This window comes from Pandoraea anhela, assembly GCF_902459655.1.
In the GTDB taxonomy this organism is placed as follows: domain Bacteria; phylum Pseudomonadota; class Gammaproteobacteria; order Burkholderiales; family Burkholderiaceae; genus Pandoraea; species Pandoraea anhela.
Genome location: NZ_CABPSB010000001.1, coordinates 164,486 through 179,506 on the forward strand (window position 1 = coordinate 164,486; position 15,021 = coordinate 179,506).

Here is a 15,021-nt window from a genome sequence, read left to right on the forward strand (position 1 = left end):
AACTTCGTTTTGTTTTAGCGCCTCTCATCCCTACAATCTCCAGAAATTCTTATACCGATTCACCGCCGCACCTCGGGACAGCCATGCTCGCCTCCTGAGACGCGCGCCCGGACTGGAGACACGGCGATGAAAAAGCGTGCAGACCTCGACGTCAGATCGTTGCGGATCTTCGAGGCCGTGGCGTCGGCCGGCAGCCTGTCGGGGGCCGCCGAGACGCTGGGCGTCACGCAGTCCGCCATTTCTCAGGCCATCGCGCAGATCGAACAGACGGTCGGCACCCGGGTGCTCGATCGCTCCCGCCGTCCGCTCAAGCTCACTCCCGCCGGACTCGCGCTCTCGCGCCATGCCCGTCAGATCGTGGACGACATGGACCGGCTCATCGCGCAAGTGCAAGACGCCGACGTCGCCAGCCGGGCCGCAGTGCGTGTCGGCATGATCGACTCGTTCGCCGCGACGGTCGGGCCGTCCATCGTGCGCCAGATGTCGGGCAGCACGAGCGAGTTGCTGCTCTGGTCGGGCCTTGCCAACGGTCACGCCCAGGCGCTGCTCGCACGCCAGCTCGATCTGATCGTCACCAGCGATCCGATGCACGACATGGAGCGTCTCGTGCGCCGGCCGATCTTCACCGAACCGTTCATCGTCGTGGTGCCGAAGTCGCGCGAGGCCGATCTCGCGCAAGCCGATCTGAGCGAGTTGATCCGCTCGCTTCCGCTGATTCGTTTCTCGGGACGCTCGCACTTCGGCGCCGTGATCGAACGCCATTTGCGCCGCACAGGCCACTCGCCGCGCATGCATCTCGAAATCGATACGTCGGACGTGGTGATGTCCATGGTCGCTGCCGAAGTCGGATTCACGATTGCCACGCCCCTCTGCCTGTTGCAGGGCCGTGCGTCGTTGCCACAGGTCGCCGCGCTGCCCCTGCCCGGCCCCGCGCTCTCGCGAACGATTTATCAGGTATCGCGTGAGGGAGAGGTCTCGGAGATGGCGTCGCAATGTTTTCTTGCCGGACGTCTCGCGCTCGCCCAGGAAGCCTTCCCCGAACTGCGCCGTGTCATGCCCTGGCTGGGCGAACGTCTGGCGCTGTGCTGATCCACCGCCCGGGGCGCCGGGCCAGATGACTTTCACCTGAAGCGCGCCCATCGTTCAACGCGAATAACACAGCCTAAAAAGGAGACACGCATGAACCTCTCACGACGCCAGTTCCTTCACACCAGTGCTGCCCTGTCGGCGGCGGCCGCCGCAGGCGGACTGACACTGCCGGGCAGCGTCCGCGCGGCGCAGGCCACGACCGTTCAGTACGGCGGTTCGGCATGGCTCGGCCACTATCCGGCCTATCTCGCCATGAAATCGGGCGCACTGGGCGCGGCAGGTATCGAGCAGTCATGGCAATCGTTCGGCACGTCGTCGGCGCGCATGAGCGCCGTGCTCTCCGGCCGCATCGATATCGCCTGCACCGGTATCGTGTCGGCGCTCGCGCTGATGGCGCGCGGCTCGAAGCACTTCTCCATCGTGGCGGTGCCCGAGAGCTTCGGGAAGGTCGAAGGTCTGTTCGCGCGCGATGGCGTGAATTCGCTGCAAGACCTCAAAGGCAAGAAACTCGGCGTGACGTTCGCCTCAAGCGCCCACTTGCTGGTGCTGGATTTGCTGGGTAGCGCCGGCCTGTCGAACGACGTGACGGTGCTCAACGTGCCCGCGCCCGAGATCCCGGGAGCGATCCAGTCGGGTCAGATCGACGCCGCCGCCGCCTGGACGCCGCAGTTCAACCGCATTCGCGCCATGACGGGCATGAAGTTGCTGGCCGACGACACGCAGTTCTCGCTCTACAGGAAGTACAACGTGACACCCGGCCCGGACGTACTGATCGTGCGCAACGCATGGGCCGAGAAAAACGGCGACGCCGTGCGCAAGTATCTGAAGGTGTATTTCGACGCCTGTCAGACACTGCGCGACAAGCCGGACGAGGCCGCCCGCCCGTTGATCGGTCTCACCGGCATGTCGGTGCCCGACCAGATCGAGACGATCAGGGGCGCCGAATGGTACAGCCTCGCGCAGCAGACGCCGTTGCTCAAGTCGCCGGGCAGTTACGTCGACGGTTTGCAACGTCTGGCCGACATGCTCGTGACCTACAAGCAGATCGACAAGGCGCCTGCGGTGCGTCAGTGGATCAACGCGTCGTATCTGTAAGCATTCGCGCGCCGGTACGTGCGAACTGGCTTGCCGGCCCGTGCTCCAGGAGTCTGATTGTGAATTATCGTCAACCGTCCCGCGCCACGCTGCTGAGTGTGGGATTCGCGTCCGTGGTCGTGTTCCTGCTCGCGTGGGAAACGGCCTGCCGCACCGGGATCATCGATCCTCTGTTTCTCCCGCCGCCCTTGGCCGTCGCCGAACGGATCGGCGCCATGATGGCCGACGGCTCGCTGCTCTCGAACGTGCTCGCCTCGACCCGGCGCGTGATGACGGGCTTCATTGCCGCCACGGTCGTCGCCATCCCGCTCGGGATCGTGCTGGGCACGTCGAGCTACGCGCGCGCCGCGTTCGACCCGATCCTGTCGTTCCTGCGTCCGCTGCCGTCGATGAGCTGGATTCCGCTCTCCCTGCTGTGGTTCGGCATCTCCGAGACGCAGAAGTACAGCATCGTGTTCATGGGGACCTTCGCTCCGGCGCTGGTCTACGTGATCGAGGCGACGCGCAACGTCGATCCGTTGCTGATTCGCGCGGCGAAAAATCTGGGCGCGAGCCACTGGCAAGTGATGCGCGAAGTGATCCTGCCCGCGAGCCTGCCCCAGATTCTCTCCGGTCTGAAGATCATTCTGGGCCTGTCGTGGACATGCGTGATCTCGGCGGAGCTGGTTGCCGCCCGCGAAGGGCTGGGCTTTCTCATCATGAACGGCAAAGAGTTCTTCCAGACGGAAGTCGTCGTGCTCGGCATGGTGATGATCAGCGTCACGGTGCTGGTGACGGATATCGTATTTCGCGCCATCGAGCGCAAGGTGTTGAGGTGGCAAGCATGAACGATCGCATCGATTCTCTAGCCGGCGCACGGTCCGCGCAAGGCGTGCCGTCCCCGCTCGCGACCCACGCGATGATCGCCATCGACGGCGTATCGAAGCGTTACGGCGACTTTCAGGCGCTCGAACGCGTGGACATGAGCATTGCTCGCGGCGAGTTCGTGGTCTTGCTGGGGGCGTCCGGATGCGGCAAGTCGACCCTGCTCAACCTGATCACCGGTTTCGACGCGCCGAGCACCGGCCATATTCGCGTGAACGGGCGCGAGGTCAAGGGCATCGACCCGCATTGCGGTATGGTTTTCCAGCAATACGCGCTGTTCCCGTGGCTGAGCGTGCTGGATAACGTCGCCTTCGGTTTGAAGATGAAAGGTATCGACAAGGCCACGCGCCACGCCACGGCGCGCCGCTACATCGAGATGGTCGGCCTGAAGGGCTTCGAGGATCGCTATCCGAAAGCGCTCTCCGGCGGCATGCGTCAGCGCGTGTCGATCGCTCGCGTGCTCGCCAACGATCCGGACGTCATTCTGCTCGATGAGCCGTTCGCCGCGCTCGATGCGATGACGCGTCAGGTGTTGCAGGAGGAACTGCTCCAGATCTATCAGAAGAGCGGCAAGACCATCGTTTTCATTACCCACTCCATCGACGAGGCGCTGATGCTCTCGACGCGCATGGTCATCATGAGCGCGCGTCCGGGCCGGGTGGCCTGCGACCTGCCCAACGATCTCCCGATGCCGCGCGACGCGCAGGTCCAGCTCTCACCGCGTTACAACGAACTCAAATCGCAAATCTGGAACACCGTGCAAACCGAGGTGATGCGCAGTCTCGAGAGTCAGACGGCGTAACCCGTCGGCGCGCAAGTCCATCTTCGGTCCCGGTCCCCTCGCAACATTCGGCAAGCCCCCCGCATGTCTATTGTCATGTCCAATCAAGTCACTTCCTCCCGCCATGTGCGGGGCACATTTCCCGCTTATCAGGCGGGCGCCGGCTGGAACGCCCTGCTGACGGCCCGCGCGCCGCATGCACAAGCACCGGCCGAGCGCAGTTTCGACGTCATCGTTATCGGTGCGGGCTTCACCGGACTGGCGGCGGCGCGGCGCGTCGCGGAGCTTCGGCCGCACGCCTCGGTGCTGGTGGTCGATGCCACCACCGTGGGCAACGGCTCGGCCGGTCGCAACTCGGGCTTTCTGATCAACCTGCCCCACAACACCGGCATGGGCGGGCATGGCAGCCCGGTCGACGTCGCGCGCAAGCAGATTCGTCTGTATGACCTCGGCCTGACGTGGCTCCACGACCTGGTGACGACGCATGGCATCGATTGCGGCTGGAACCCTGTCGGCAAGTACCACGCGGCCGCCACGCCCGACGGCGAACAGCGGCTGCGCGAGACGCTGGCGCAATACCGCGAGTGGGGCGTGACCTACCGGGAACTCGCGCGCGACGCGTTACACAGCGAAATCGGCACCCGCTACTATGGGTACGGTTATCACTCCGACAACAACGTCTTCGTGCAGCCGGCCGCCCTCGTACGTGGACTGGCGGACAGCCTGCCTGCCAACGTCCGCCTGTGGGAGAACGCGCCGGTCGTGGCGCTCGACGGTACCGGGCCGTTTATGGTGACGACGGACACCGGGCCGCTGCGCGCCGGCCAGGTCATCGTGGCGAACAACGGCTTTGCCCGTAAGCTTGGGCTGGCGCGCGACCGCGTCTTCACGATCTACACGTATGCCGCGATGACCCCGGCCTTGTCCGCCGACGAGTTGGCCAAGCTCGGTCCGGCGCGCGAATGGGGCGTGATTCCGGCGAACCGTCTGGGCACCACGCTGCGCAAGACGCTCGGCGGTCGCTTCATCGTGCGAAGCGCCTATTCGTACGAGAAGGAGCGCCCGATGGCGAATGTCGACGCGATGCTCACCGACGCGTATCGACGTCGCTATCCGCAGATGGCCTCGCACAAGTTCGAGCATGTCTGGGGCGGTGTGACGGCACTCACGCGCAATGGCGCACTCTACTTCGGCGAGGTGCGCAAGGGGCTGTTCGCGTCGCTCGGCTGCAATGGCGCGGGCGTGCTCAAAGGCAGCATGTTCGGCAAGCTGCTCGGCGAGATGGCCTGCGGACACCACTCGCCCGAGCTCGCCGACGCACTGGGCTTCGAGCGCCCGACATGGCTGCCGCCCGAGCCGATCCGGCGGGTTGCGATCGTCTCGGCGATTCAGTATCAGAAGCATCGCGCCGGGTTGGAGCGCTGATTCCGGCGAGGGCTTCGGGCGTTTGCCCGGGGCGTTTGCCACAGGCGATGTCGCACCTGATAAAACAAAGGCGCAACGCTGGACAAGGGCTGTCCAGCGCCTACGCAAACGAATTGCTACACTGGCTCCCAAGCGGCAATTGCCGCTTTTTTCTGATAAGGCCAGCCTGATGTACATCGTCGAACTGACATACCTGCAACCCGTAAGCGCCGTTGACACGCAACTCGAAGCGCATCGCACATTTCTCTCCACGCAATACGACCGCGAGGTCTTCATTGCCTCCGGCCCAAAGGATCCGCGCGATGGCGGCATCATCATCGTCTCCGGCAAAGTATCGCGCGAGGAACTCGACGCAATCATCGCGCAAGACCCGTTTTACATTCATGGGCTTGCCAGCTATCGCGTGATCACCTTCAACCCGGTCAAGTTCATTCCGCAGGTCGCCGGGCTGCTCTGATCGACCGGCATGAGGCCGGCGTTTGCGCCGTCCGTCGACACCGTCACCGGACACGTTGACGTCGATGCCATTGACGTGTCGTCGCCTTGACGAAAAGACCACGGGCCGAGTTCTGCATGGTGCAAAACTCGGCCCGCTGCCCTCTCGGGGTCGCCCGGCATTGCCGGGCGTTTTGGGGGACTACCGGCCTTCGCCGCCCGGCACGCTGACGTCATGCGCCTTTGTACAGCGTCATGTTCAGGTAGTCGGTCTCACCCGACGCCGCTGCACTTTGCAGTTCCTGCTTGACCTGGGCGGTGGTGAGCGACGGGCCGTTATCCGGCGTCCAGTGCGCGGCCGAGACGGCGTTGCCGGTGCTCGTCAGGATTTGGTCCGCGCCAGCGGCATAAGCAACACCGGCGGTGCCGAGAGTAGCGAGCGAAACAGCGATCAGAAGGGCTTTCATGGGGAGACTCCAGAGAATGTAAAGGTAAGTAACGTGCTGGCGTCTCAGGTCGGTGCAGGCTGTTGCCTGTCACTACGGTGTTCCTGTTGCGCCGCCGTTGAAACCATTAGACTCCCCGGACGTATCTGCCATTTGTCGGACGATGCCCTTATTGCAATCGTAAGTACCGTCGGCAACGTCAGACAAACTTCGATACAAATGCCCGGCCGTCGGCTTCACCGACCGGGCTTACGCCTTGAGCGAGAGACGCGCCTCCAACCCGCCGCCCTCGCGGTTGCGCAAGGTCAGCGTGGCGTCCATCGCCTGCGCTAACTGACGCGCAATCGCCAGCCCCAGGCCCGTGCCGCCCGTGTGACGGTTGCGCGAGGTCTCCAGGCGCATGAACGGGGCAAAGACGGCTTCGAGCATGTCCTCGGGAATGCCGGGGCCGCGATCCGTCACGACGATGTCGAGGCCGTCGGTACGCTTCGTCACGCCAAGATGCGCTTCGTTACCGTACTTGAGCGCGTTGTCGACGAGGTTGCCCACGATGCGGCGCAACGCCTGCGGCCGCGTCACGATCGGCGGGCCGATCTGCCCCGTCAAAGTGACCGGAGACCCCGCGTCCACGTAATCGCACACGAGACTGTCGAGCAACGCGTCGAGATCGACCTTGCAGGGCGCTTCCGACGCACCATGCAGCGTGCGCGCGTACGTTATGCCCTCCTTGACCAGCGACTCCATCTCCTTCAGATCCTGTTGCAGACGCACCGCCGACGCCTCGTCGTCCATCGTATCGACGCGCAGGCGCATGCGGGTGATCGGCGTCTGCAAGTCATGCGAGATGGCCGCGAGAATCTGCATGCGTTCGGTCATGTAGCCACTGATGCGATCCTGCATCGCGTTAAAGGCGCGCGCCGCGCGTGCGACCTCGGAGGGACCGTCTTCCTGCAACCGCTCCGCGCGCAAATCCGGGCCGAGCGCATCGGCGGCCTTCGCAAGCGTGTTCAGCGGACGCGTGGCCACACGCACCGCCAGCCAGCAGCACGCCGCGATCACCACCAACTGGAGCCCGAGCATGGTGGGCAGCCAGCCCGACATCGGCAGCGTCGGGGTGGGAAACACGTTAATGGTCAGCGGCGAGCCGTCGCGCAGTCGCAGATGGGCCTGAAGCCGGTCGGGATCGCCCGGTACGCTGTCGACCGTCACCGGATACGCCACGCCGATCGACTCTTCGATCACGCGTGCGACCTGCATCGCCGCGCCCTCGTCCGGCTTGCCGCCCGGCACGCCGGGGCCGAGTTCGAAGTGATAGCTGCGCCGCGCCAGACGCGGCAACCATTGCGCCCGCTCCGCCGCCGGCAAGTGATCGAGCAACGCGACCGAACTGGCCACCTCGCTCTCGATATAGATGCTCATCATGTTCGACGTCACGCGATTGCGCTCGGTCATCGTGAGCCAGAACGAGAGCGTCTGGGCCAACGCGAGGCCGACGAAGAGGATCAGGGCGAGCCGCGCGAACAAAGAGCGCGGCCAACGCCGGTTCAGGGGTCCTGGGGCCGGGACCGACGGCGAAGTTGCTGTCATTCGGGAGCGGAGACGACGGTGACCGCCGCGCAGAACACATAGCCTTCGTTGCGCAGCGTCTTGATGTAGCGGGGCTCACGCGCGCCGTCGCGCAGTCGCTGGCGCAAACGGCTGATGAGCAGGTCGATAGACCGGTCGAAGGCGTCGGCCTGCCTGCCCTGCGTGAGATTGAGCAACTGATCGCGCGTGAGCACGCGTTGCGGATGGTCGAGCAATACGCGCAGCAAACGATATTCGGCGCCGCTGAGCGCCACCTGCGTGCCATCGGTATCGAGCAAATGACGCGCCGTGGTGTCCAACTGCCACTCGCCGAAAGCGAGCACCTCGGCCGTCTCCGTAATCTGCATACCCGGCGGCAGCATGCGGGTACGCCGCAGCACCGACTTGATGCGCGCGAGCAACTCGCGCACGGCGAAGGGTTTGGCGAGGTAGTCGTCCGCCCCCATCTCGAGGCCGACGATCCGGTCGGTTTCTTCGCTGCGCGCCGTGAGCATGAGAACGGGCACCGCCCTGAACTTGCCAGCACGCAGCTCGCGGCACAGCACGAGACCGTCTTCGCCGGGCAGCATCAGGTCGAGCACGATGAGGTCGGGCGCGCCGTCGGCAAGCACCGTGCGCATCTCGCGTCCGTTGGCGGCCGTGCTCACGCGCATGCCGTTCTTTTCCAGGTACTCGGCGAGCAGTTCCCGAATCCCACGATCGTCGTCGACGATCAGCACATGATCGATTTTTTCCATGCGAACGATTATAGCGACGGGCGTTGCGGCCGACCGCTATCGTCGTCTCCTGACAACGGCGGATCCTTGCGACGGCGGGCACGCTCCGTTTCGGGCGGAACGCGACGGCTCGCCGGTGCGAGATCGCATTGCAGCGGGTGAACCACTTCGGTGCTGAGGCCGCCCACCAGGAACGCCAGCAGGCTGAGCAGGCGTCTCATGCGTCGTCCACCACGGACAGCGCCTGCCCATTGGCCACGGAAGCCTCGAGCGCATACGGATCGATCGCTTCGAGACACCCGATATTCGCGCGCCACATGCCGGGCATCGTGCGGGACGCATGGAACGGATAGATGCCGCAATGCTTGCAGAAGTAATGCTTCGCCACGCGCGAATTGAACTGGTAACAGGTCAAATCGTCCTCACCCGACAGAATCCGCAGATTCGCTTCGGGAAATGCGGGCGTCATCAGTGCGCCCTTGCGGCGGCACAAGCTGCAATTGCAGCGGGCGGCCGGTTCGACCGGCGTGACGACTTCAAAACGGACGGCCCCGCAGTGGCAGGATCCTTGCAGCGCTGCTGACGATGTTTCTGGCGACATGAACGAACTCCCGGAGGTACCCCGCACCGAAGGCGCGGTCGATGTCAGCGTTATAGCGCAATCGTTGGGCCCGTTTGTATCACTGTGTATCTGGCGGGCGCTCCGATACACGACATTGCCGAACTGCGGCTTTTTGCACACATGACAGATACGCCCGGGCGCTGAAATACGCCTACCGAATCACTCAACCCGTTGCACTGCTCTCAGGAGATAACTGTCATGCTGACCATGCTCAAAAGCGCCTTCGTCGCGCTCACCCTCACCGGTCTCGCGGCCTGCGCGCCATCGCAGGCCCGCCCCCTCGCCGGCGTAACCGCCCCGGAATTCACAGGCATCGACAACTGGCTCAACAGCCAGCCGCTCACCATGCAGCAACTGCGCGGCAAGGTCGTGCTGGTCGACTTCTGGACGTATTCGTGCATCAACTGCATCCATACCCTGCCGTACGTGAAGCAGTGGTACGACAAGTACAAGGATCAGGGACTGGTGGTGGTCGGCGTGCATACGCCGGAATACGCTTACGAGCGCGATACGAAGAACGTGCAGGACGCCATCCGCCGCTTCGGCATCACTTATCCGGTTGCGCAGGACAACCGCTACGCGACGTGGAAGGCTTACGACAACCTGTACTGGCCGGCGTTCTACCTTGTCGACAAGTCCGGAAAGATCGTCTACACGCACTTCGGCGAAGGCGATTACGACAAGACGGAAGCCGCCATCAAGGCGCAGTTGGCCGCGCCGCAACCTTAAGAAGGGAAAAGAGGAAGGGAGGGTCACGGGAATCGCTGGAAAAGGCGATTTCCGTAAGCCGACAACCATCTGTCGCGAGACATTCGATGGATCGCCACATTTCCCTGGAGACAATATGCACGGTATCCGGTCCGCTTCAGAGGTGTCACCGATGGCGACCGGTTCGGTCGTCGACACACCGACCGATGTCGCCGCAATCGTGACGCTCGCCATGACGCTGACCAACGCGACGTCGGCCGGCGCAGACGGGGAACGGCCGTGGACGCCGGATAACGACGCCTGGGATGCGCTCAGTCAGCTTGACGCCCATGCCCGGGGACTCGAACCGACTCAGGTGGTAACGTTCAAAGCCGCGTTACGCCCGCTCCTTCCGGCGTACGATCCGTTCTCACGCGACGTCGCCGTAGTGCATCTCGCCGAGTTCGATCGGAAACTGGATGAACTGGGCGTCTACGAATACTAGGTATTCAAGCCCGGGATCCGTCAGCTTGCCGCCGCTTCATGTTGCGCGCACAGCACGTCGAAATTCGCTGCGAGGTCGGCCAGCGAGATGGCACCGAGCCGGGCGATCAGGATGGCTTCGGCCTCGCGCAGCGCCCCGTCGAGTGCCGCATTCACCGCCCGCTCGACGGCGCATTGCGGGTTGTCGCTCTCCACGCCGATGGCGAAGATGTTCGGGCCGCCCACGGCACGGTGGACGTCGAGCAGCGTGACCTCACGCAGGTCGCACGCGAGCGTCCAGCCGCCGCCGTGCCCCTTGTCGGAGCGCACGTAGCCCGCTTCGCGCAGTCCGGCCATCGTTCTTCTGACCACGACCGGGTTCGTCCGAAGCATCTGCGCCAGTTGCTCGGATGTGAACGGTGCATCGTGCCGCGCCATGTGCAACAGCACGTGCAGCATTCGGGACAGTCGGCTATCGCTTCTCATGGCTTCCCTTCATTGCGGCCCTTTATCGTCCTCTCCATGTTCGAGCGCCTGACGCGCGAACCAGGCGTGAATCAACCCGCTCTGGAAAAAGCGCACCGGCATGTCGAAACCGCCCGCCCGGAGGATGTCGTCCATCGCCTCGGGAGGCACCACCGCCACCTGCGCTCCATAGATGCCCTTTGCACGCTCGCGCGCCTCGGGCGCCACGGACATCATCCCGAACCATACCTCAAGCAGGCGTCGTCCGGCGTCCGAGGCCATGTCGCAAGCCAGATCCGCGCTGGCGAGATAGCCCCCCGGACGTAACCGCTCGGCAATCCCCCGGAAAAACGCCTGGCGCCCTGCGGGATCCGTCACGAACTGGGAGACGAGAATCGACGTTGCCGCATCGAACGGCGCGCCCTCCGGCAGCGATTCGAGAAATCCCTGGTGGAAGACGCAACGCGACGCGATCCCCTGCGCCTCGGCCTTGGCCCGGAAAACATCCAGCATCGGCCCCGACGGTTCCACTGCCGTGAAGCGCCAGCCCGGATGACGCCCGGCGAGGTAAAGAATCTCCGCGCCCGTGCCTGCGCCCACGCTCAACACGCGGGCATCGTCCGGCAACGGCGCGAAAACGTTGTCGAGCACCAGTTGCATGGCCTCGCGCAAGGGCGCCATCGCATGCCAGGTCTGGTCATACGTGGCGGCATGCTGGTCGAACATCGCGATGGTGTCTTGCTGCATTGCCGAACTCCCGAGGATTTGCCGACGTTATTCGTAACTTTTAATGTTTCATGATGCCACGTGACTCGTCTCACCGGCAAGTGGGACAGCCGACGAGGACTGCACGCCGGTCGGCGCGGGTATCACGCGGCCCCTGTTGAAATCGAGGAGCCTGCCTAAATATTGGCGTCTACCGGTCGTTAATGCTTTTGATCGCCCTGGAATCCTTACCGGGGCTTACAAGGACAACCGAACGACACGCCCCCTCCGATGACGTCTATCAATACGGCCCCCAACCGCCTCCTGCCGATGACCGGCGACATTGCCTTGCGGGCGTCGAATGCCTCGATTCCCAGCACCGTGCCCGTCAGCGGGAGCGGCACAATGAGCGACGCAATCAAAGGCGCAATGGAAGGCGCAATGAAAGGCGCGGAGAACGTCATAAGCGCCCCGGACTCGACACGTGTCACCCTCACCCAGGCGCCTCCCCTTGCCAACTGGCCGACATACGCCCAGCCGGTGGCGAACGGCGCGGTGCTGAACTGGCGGCAGGCGCCGTCGGACGCGATCTCGCGCCTGATGTCCGGCAACCTGTCGACGTCTTCGCTCGGCAACCGGATCGACCAGTTAGGCGCAAAACTGCTTTTCGCGATATCCACAGGCGCGACGTCGTTCTCGCAAAGCGTGGTCCGCTCGACCTCCGCCGCCCCCGCGACCGACACAGATCTCGCGTTACGGCAATCGACACTGCAAGCCGGCGCGGACAACCAGTTCGCGTTATCGATCACCACGGCCGGCGGCGCACAAGTCACCGTCAAACTCGGTAGCAGCGACGACGGCCTGTCGGTCGAGTTCAACGTGACGCAAGGCACGCTCACCGACACCGAGCGCGACTCGTTGGGCAAGCTCGGCGACGCGTTTCAGAACGCCGTCAACGGCCTTGCCGCACGACCTCCGGTCATCGACTTCAGCGGGTTGACGGACTTCGACACCTCGGTACTTACGTCCGTCGATCTTGCGGCCACGCTCGGCGCCGATACCCGCACGCCGCAGACCCTCACGTTCCATGCCGACGCCGCGTTGCGCTCGATGCATGTCGAGGGGCCGAGCGGCAAGTTCGACGTCGATGTCGACCTGAAAAACGTACAGGCCATCGGCAGCCCGAAAGCCCGGCAGGCTGCGCTCGACGCATGGCAGGCGCGTTTCGACACGGCGCAAAGCCGTGGCAACGGCGACGCCTCGCTCATGAACATGTTCAAAGCCGCGTTCGTCGGGCTGAACCGTCACTACCCGCCGGCGCCTCCGTTCCCGCGCATTGCGCTGAACAGCGCCGACAAGTCCGTACTGAGCGGATTGGCCGATTTCAACGCCTCGATCTCGCAGACGTCGACGTCGCCGAACCCGATGCGTCCGTCGGAGATCGATGCGTTTCGCTATCAGATCTCGCAAAGCACGCAGATCGGCGGCACGGACACGCTCGATCGCACCATTGCGCAGCAGACGCAGGCCACGCTCAGCGCGAGCTATCACCGTTCGCTGTGGGCCGGCGTGCCGCTGCATCTGACAAGCGATCCGAAGTCGCAAAATTACGAGTATGTGAAGATCGAAGACACGGCGCGGAGCGCCGTGGAGGTGGGCTATCGCCAGGGCCTGCTTGCCTATGCGCAAGCCAGCCGCTCGGCCAGCCAGACGACGCAGGTACAGCGCTACGAGATGGCGAAGCTCGTGAGCGACGTCACGACACCGGTATCGGCATCGAGCCACAGCGATCTGATGACGCTGCTCCAGTCGATCATGCAAAACGACGCCGCACGCGCGACGAGGCCGTCCGGCCGCGATGCGGCAAACGACGCCGCCGCCGACGATGTGCGCAAACGCACGTCGCTCGAAGGGGATCCGACGCGTCTCAAGGCGGCTGGTGTCACCGCCTTGCGGTTCGCCGCCGCCGAGACCGCTTAAGAACGCCCTGCGCAGCCACACTGCGCGCCTCGGCATTCCCGCGCCCGAACGTCGGCAACACCGTCGCAACCCTGGCTGACACGCGCCTCACGCCAAGCGGCGCAATCCGTCGCCATGCAAGACGCCGGCCCATGACGCTTCATGGTGGGCGTTTTGGTTCGATCGCTCCAATTTCCCGATTGGTAGCTTCCCGGGAAGTCCCGGCAACGCCAACGGTGACGCGGTTTTGCGCATCGATGTCACTCATCGTGAGCGTCGGCGCGTCGTTGAACGTCGCGGGTTCCCTGCCTACCCTCCACCGGCGAAACCAGCAGCGGCCGCGACAGCGCGCGTGTCGTCTGCGACGTTTGCGCGCGCGGCGACACAGCCGCGGCCTGACCGTTCGATTCGAGGCCGGCGTCATGCCCGATCGACGGCACTCAACCGAGTCTTTCGTGGAGAACCCCATGTCGCAAATCACCGATGTGCTCGTCAGCATCGACACCAAGACGATCGTCGACCGGTACGGCAAGAACACCAGCATGGCGAACCCGCCGATCATCGACTTCAAGCATGTCTTCATGATCGTGACGCAAGGCAACGTGGTCAGTGGGCAGGCCGGGGGCGAACTGGACGTCGCCGCCACCGTCGGGGACGTCATCCGCTGGAGGGAATGTTCGTTGTCGCTGGGTTTCGAACAGTCCTGCATCTTCTACAAGTTCGTCGGCAATCAGGGCAACGAGTTGATCTCGCCGCCGTCGCCGCGTGAGGCCGAGGTCACGATTCCCGTGCCGAATCCGCCCGACCCGACCAAGCCGAAGAAGCAGCGCTGCGCCAACTACTTCTGGTCGTGCGAGACCCTCAAGACCGGGCGCGTCACATATCACTTCCAGTTCATGGTGCTGGATCGCGCAGGCAATCTCTGCGGCTGCTATCAGTGGGACCCGTTCATCACCATTCGCAACCACTGAGTCGTCTCCGGGCGCCGCTCACGCGCGCGAGCCGCACGCAAGCGCCGGGCGGCGGCGCCCACGACTGTTCGCGATGGTTATCGCCAAGGAAATATCATGTCCGACGCACAAACCTGCGGCACCCGGGGCGATGGCGAGGCGGCTGCCGATCGCGTCACCGTCATCGATGTGCTGCTCGCGATCGATACGGCGACGCTGCTGGACAAGACCGACGGGCATACGCCGTCTGCAACGGTCGACGGCAGCGATTGCTATCGGTTGTCGCCCGGGCGCGACGCACTGAGCGGCGAGAGCGGAACGGGTGGGGCACGCTGGTGCATCGACGTGCGCCCCGGGCAGCGGTTGCGCATCCGCTGGACCCCGCTCGCCATGCGTGGCGAACACGCCGTGCTGTTGCAACTCGCGTTAGCCGATGAGACGACGCTCCATCACCTGAGGCTTCATGTCGAAGACAAGGCGGTGCGATACGCCCCGGGCACCGATACGCCGACGTCGCCCGTGGCGCGCGAAGCCACGGATGCCTTCTGGCAGGCAGACGTCGTCGCCAGCGGCGACGCCGAATTGACGGCCGAGGCTATCGTGACAGACCGCGAGGCAAACGTTCTCGGGCGCTTCTCATGGTCGTTTCGGATGGCCGTGCCGTGAGCCCCCCCGGGCATCGACGCCCCTCACATGGACGATAGCGCAGCAG

At 64.3% G+C, this 15,021-nt stretch carries 18 protein-coding genes; 11 read left to right on the plus strand and 7 right to left on the minus strand.

Translation table 11 applies throughout. The features are described 5' to 3' along the window. Positions 1-126: 126 nt before the first annotated feature. From PAN31108_RS00690 to PAN31108_RS00715, 6 genes are all read left to right on the plus strand, one after another. The gene (locus PAN31108_RS00690; RefSeq protein ID WP_150666991.1) at positions 127-1,089 is read left to right on the plus strand and encodes a LysR family transcriptional regulator; all 963 of its coding nucleotides are present in this window, start codon (positions 127-129) and stop codon (positions 1,087-1,089) included. 90 nt (positions 1,090-1,179) lie between these two features. Continuing rightward, positions 1,180-2,184, plus strand: coding sequence for an ABC transporter substrate-binding protein (locus tag PAN31108_RS00695; RefSeq protein ID WP_150666992.1), 1,005 nt, complete (start codon positions 1,180-1,182; stop codon positions 2,182-2,184). A gap of 59 nt (positions 2,185-2,243) precedes the next feature. Beyond that, a complete protein-coding gene (locus tag PAN31108_RS00700; RefSeq protein WP_174994788.1) occupies positions 2,244-3,011 on the plus strand; it encodes an ABC transporter permease in 768 nt (255 codons plus the stop codon). A gap of 71 nt (positions 3,012-3,082) precedes the next feature. Next, on the plus strand, positions 3,083-3,850 hold the full coding sequence (locus PAN31108_RS00705; protein WP_150667405.1) for an ABC transporter ATP-binding protein: 768 nt from the start codon (positions 3,083-3,085) through the stop codon (positions 3,848-3,850). A 75-nt stretch (positions 3,851-3,925) separates the two neighbouring features. Then, complete coding sequence (locus tag PAN31108_RS00710; RefSeq protein ID WP_150666993.1) at positions 3,926-5,254, plus strand: NAD(P)/FAD-dependent oxidoreductase; 1,329 nt, start codon at positions 3,926-3,928, stop codon at positions 5,252-5,254. Between the two features lie 22 nt (positions 5,255-5,276). After that, positions 5,277-5,711, plus strand: a complete 435-nt coding sequence (locus PAN31108_RS00715; RefSeq protein ID WP_246183704.1) for a YciI family protein — start codon at positions 5,277-5,279, stop codon at positions 5,709-5,711. A 211-nt stretch (positions 5,712-5,922) separates the two neighbouring features. On the opposite strand, the gene PAN31108_RS00720 is transcribed toward PAN31108_RS00715, so the two are convergent. From PAN31108_RS00720 to PAN31108_RS00740, 5 genes are all read right to left on the minus strand, one after another. After that, positions 5,923-6,156 (minus strand): DUF4148 domain-containing protein, encoded by a 234-nt coding sequence (locus PAN31108_RS00720; RefSeq protein ID WP_150666994.1) that lies wholly within the window; start codon positions 6,154-6,156, stop codon positions 5,923-5,925. 228 nt (positions 6,157-6,384) lie between these two features. Beyond that, complete coding sequence (locus PAN31108_RS00725) at positions 6,385-7,722, minus strand: ATP-binding protein (protein WP_150666995.1); 1,338 nt, start codon at positions 7,720-7,722, stop codon at positions 6,385-6,387. Next, a complete protein-coding gene (locus PAN31108_RS00730; protein WP_150666996.1) occupies positions 7,719-8,459 on the minus strand; it encodes a response regulator in 741 nt (246 codons plus the stop codon). Before PAN31108_RS00730 ends, PAN31108_RS00725 begins: the two co-directional genes overlap by 4 nt. 8 nt (positions 8,460-8,467) lie before the next feature. Then, positions 8,468-8,659: a hypothetical protein gene (locus PAN31108_RS00735; RefSeq protein WP_150666997.1), complete on the minus strand. Its 192-nt coding sequence runs from the start codon at positions 8,657-8,659 to the stop codon at positions 8,468-8,470. After that, positions 8,656-9,039, minus strand: a complete 384-nt coding sequence (locus PAN31108_RS00740) for a GFA family protein (RefSeq protein ID WP_150666998.1) — start codon at positions 9,037-9,039, stop codon at positions 8,656-8,658. The genes PAN31108_RS00735 and PAN31108_RS00740 overlap by 4 nt, the downstream gene beginning before the upstream one ends. Positions 9,040-9,258: 219 nt before the next feature. On the opposite strand from PAN31108_RS00740, the gene PAN31108_RS00745 reads away from it, so the two are divergent. Together PAN31108_RS00745 and PAN31108_RS00750 are read left to right on the plus strand one after the other, a co-directional pair. Next, positions 9,259-9,789: a thioredoxin family protein gene (locus PAN31108_RS00745; protein ID WP_150666999.1), complete on the plus strand. Its 531-nt coding sequence runs from the start codon at positions 9,259-9,261 to the stop codon at positions 9,787-9,789. A 151-nt stretch (positions 9,790-9,940) separates the two neighbouring features. Next, positions 9,941-10,252 (plus strand): hypothetical protein, encoded by a 312-nt coding sequence (locus tag PAN31108_RS00750; protein ID WP_150667000.1) that lies wholly within the window; start codon positions 9,941-9,943, stop codon positions 10,250-10,252. 20 nt (positions 10,253-10,272) lie between these two features. On the opposite strand, the gene PAN31108_RS00755 is transcribed toward PAN31108_RS00750, so the two are convergent. Together PAN31108_RS00755 and PAN31108_RS00760 are read right to left on the minus strand one after the other, a co-directional pair. After that, the gene (locus tag PAN31108_RS00755) at positions 10,273-10,716 is read right to left on the minus strand and encodes an Rrf2 family transcriptional regulator (RefSeq protein ID WP_150667001.1); all 444 of its coding nucleotides are present in this window, start codon (positions 10,714-10,716) and stop codon (positions 10,273-10,275) included. A gap of 9 nt (positions 10,717-10,725) precedes the next feature. Next, the gene (locus PAN31108_RS00760) at positions 10,726-11,442 is read right to left on the minus strand and encodes a class I SAM-dependent methyltransferase (protein WP_150667002.1); all 717 of its coding nucleotides are present in this window, start codon (positions 11,440-11,442) and stop codon (positions 10,726-10,728) included. 363 nt (positions 11,443-11,805) lie between these two features. On the opposite strand from PAN31108_RS00760, the gene PAN31108_RS00765 reads away from it, so the two are divergent. The 3 genes from PAN31108_RS00765 to PAN31108_RS00775 all read left to right on the plus strand — a co-directional run bounded on the left by PAN31108_RS00765 (position 11,806) and on the right by PAN31108_RS00775 (position 14,975). Further along, on the plus strand, positions 11,806-13,380 hold the full coding sequence (locus PAN31108_RS00765; RefSeq protein WP_150667003.1) for a hypothetical protein: 1,575 nt from the start codon (positions 11,806-11,808) through the stop codon (positions 13,378-13,380). A gap of 446 nt (positions 13,381-13,826) precedes the next feature. Then, positions 13,827-14,330 carry an inclusion body family protein gene (locus PAN31108_RS00770; RefSeq protein ID WP_150667004.1) on the plus strand — a complete coding sequence of 168 codons (504 nt, stop codon included), beginning with the start codon at positions 13,827-13,829 and terminating at the stop codon, positions 14,328-14,330. 96 nt (positions 14,331-14,426) lie between these two features. Then, complete coding sequence (locus tag PAN31108_RS00775; protein ID WP_150667005.1) at positions 14,427-14,975, plus strand: AidA/PixA family protein; 549 nt, start codon at positions 14,427-14,429, stop codon at positions 14,973-14,975. Positions 14,976-15,021: the final 46 nt, after the last annotated feature.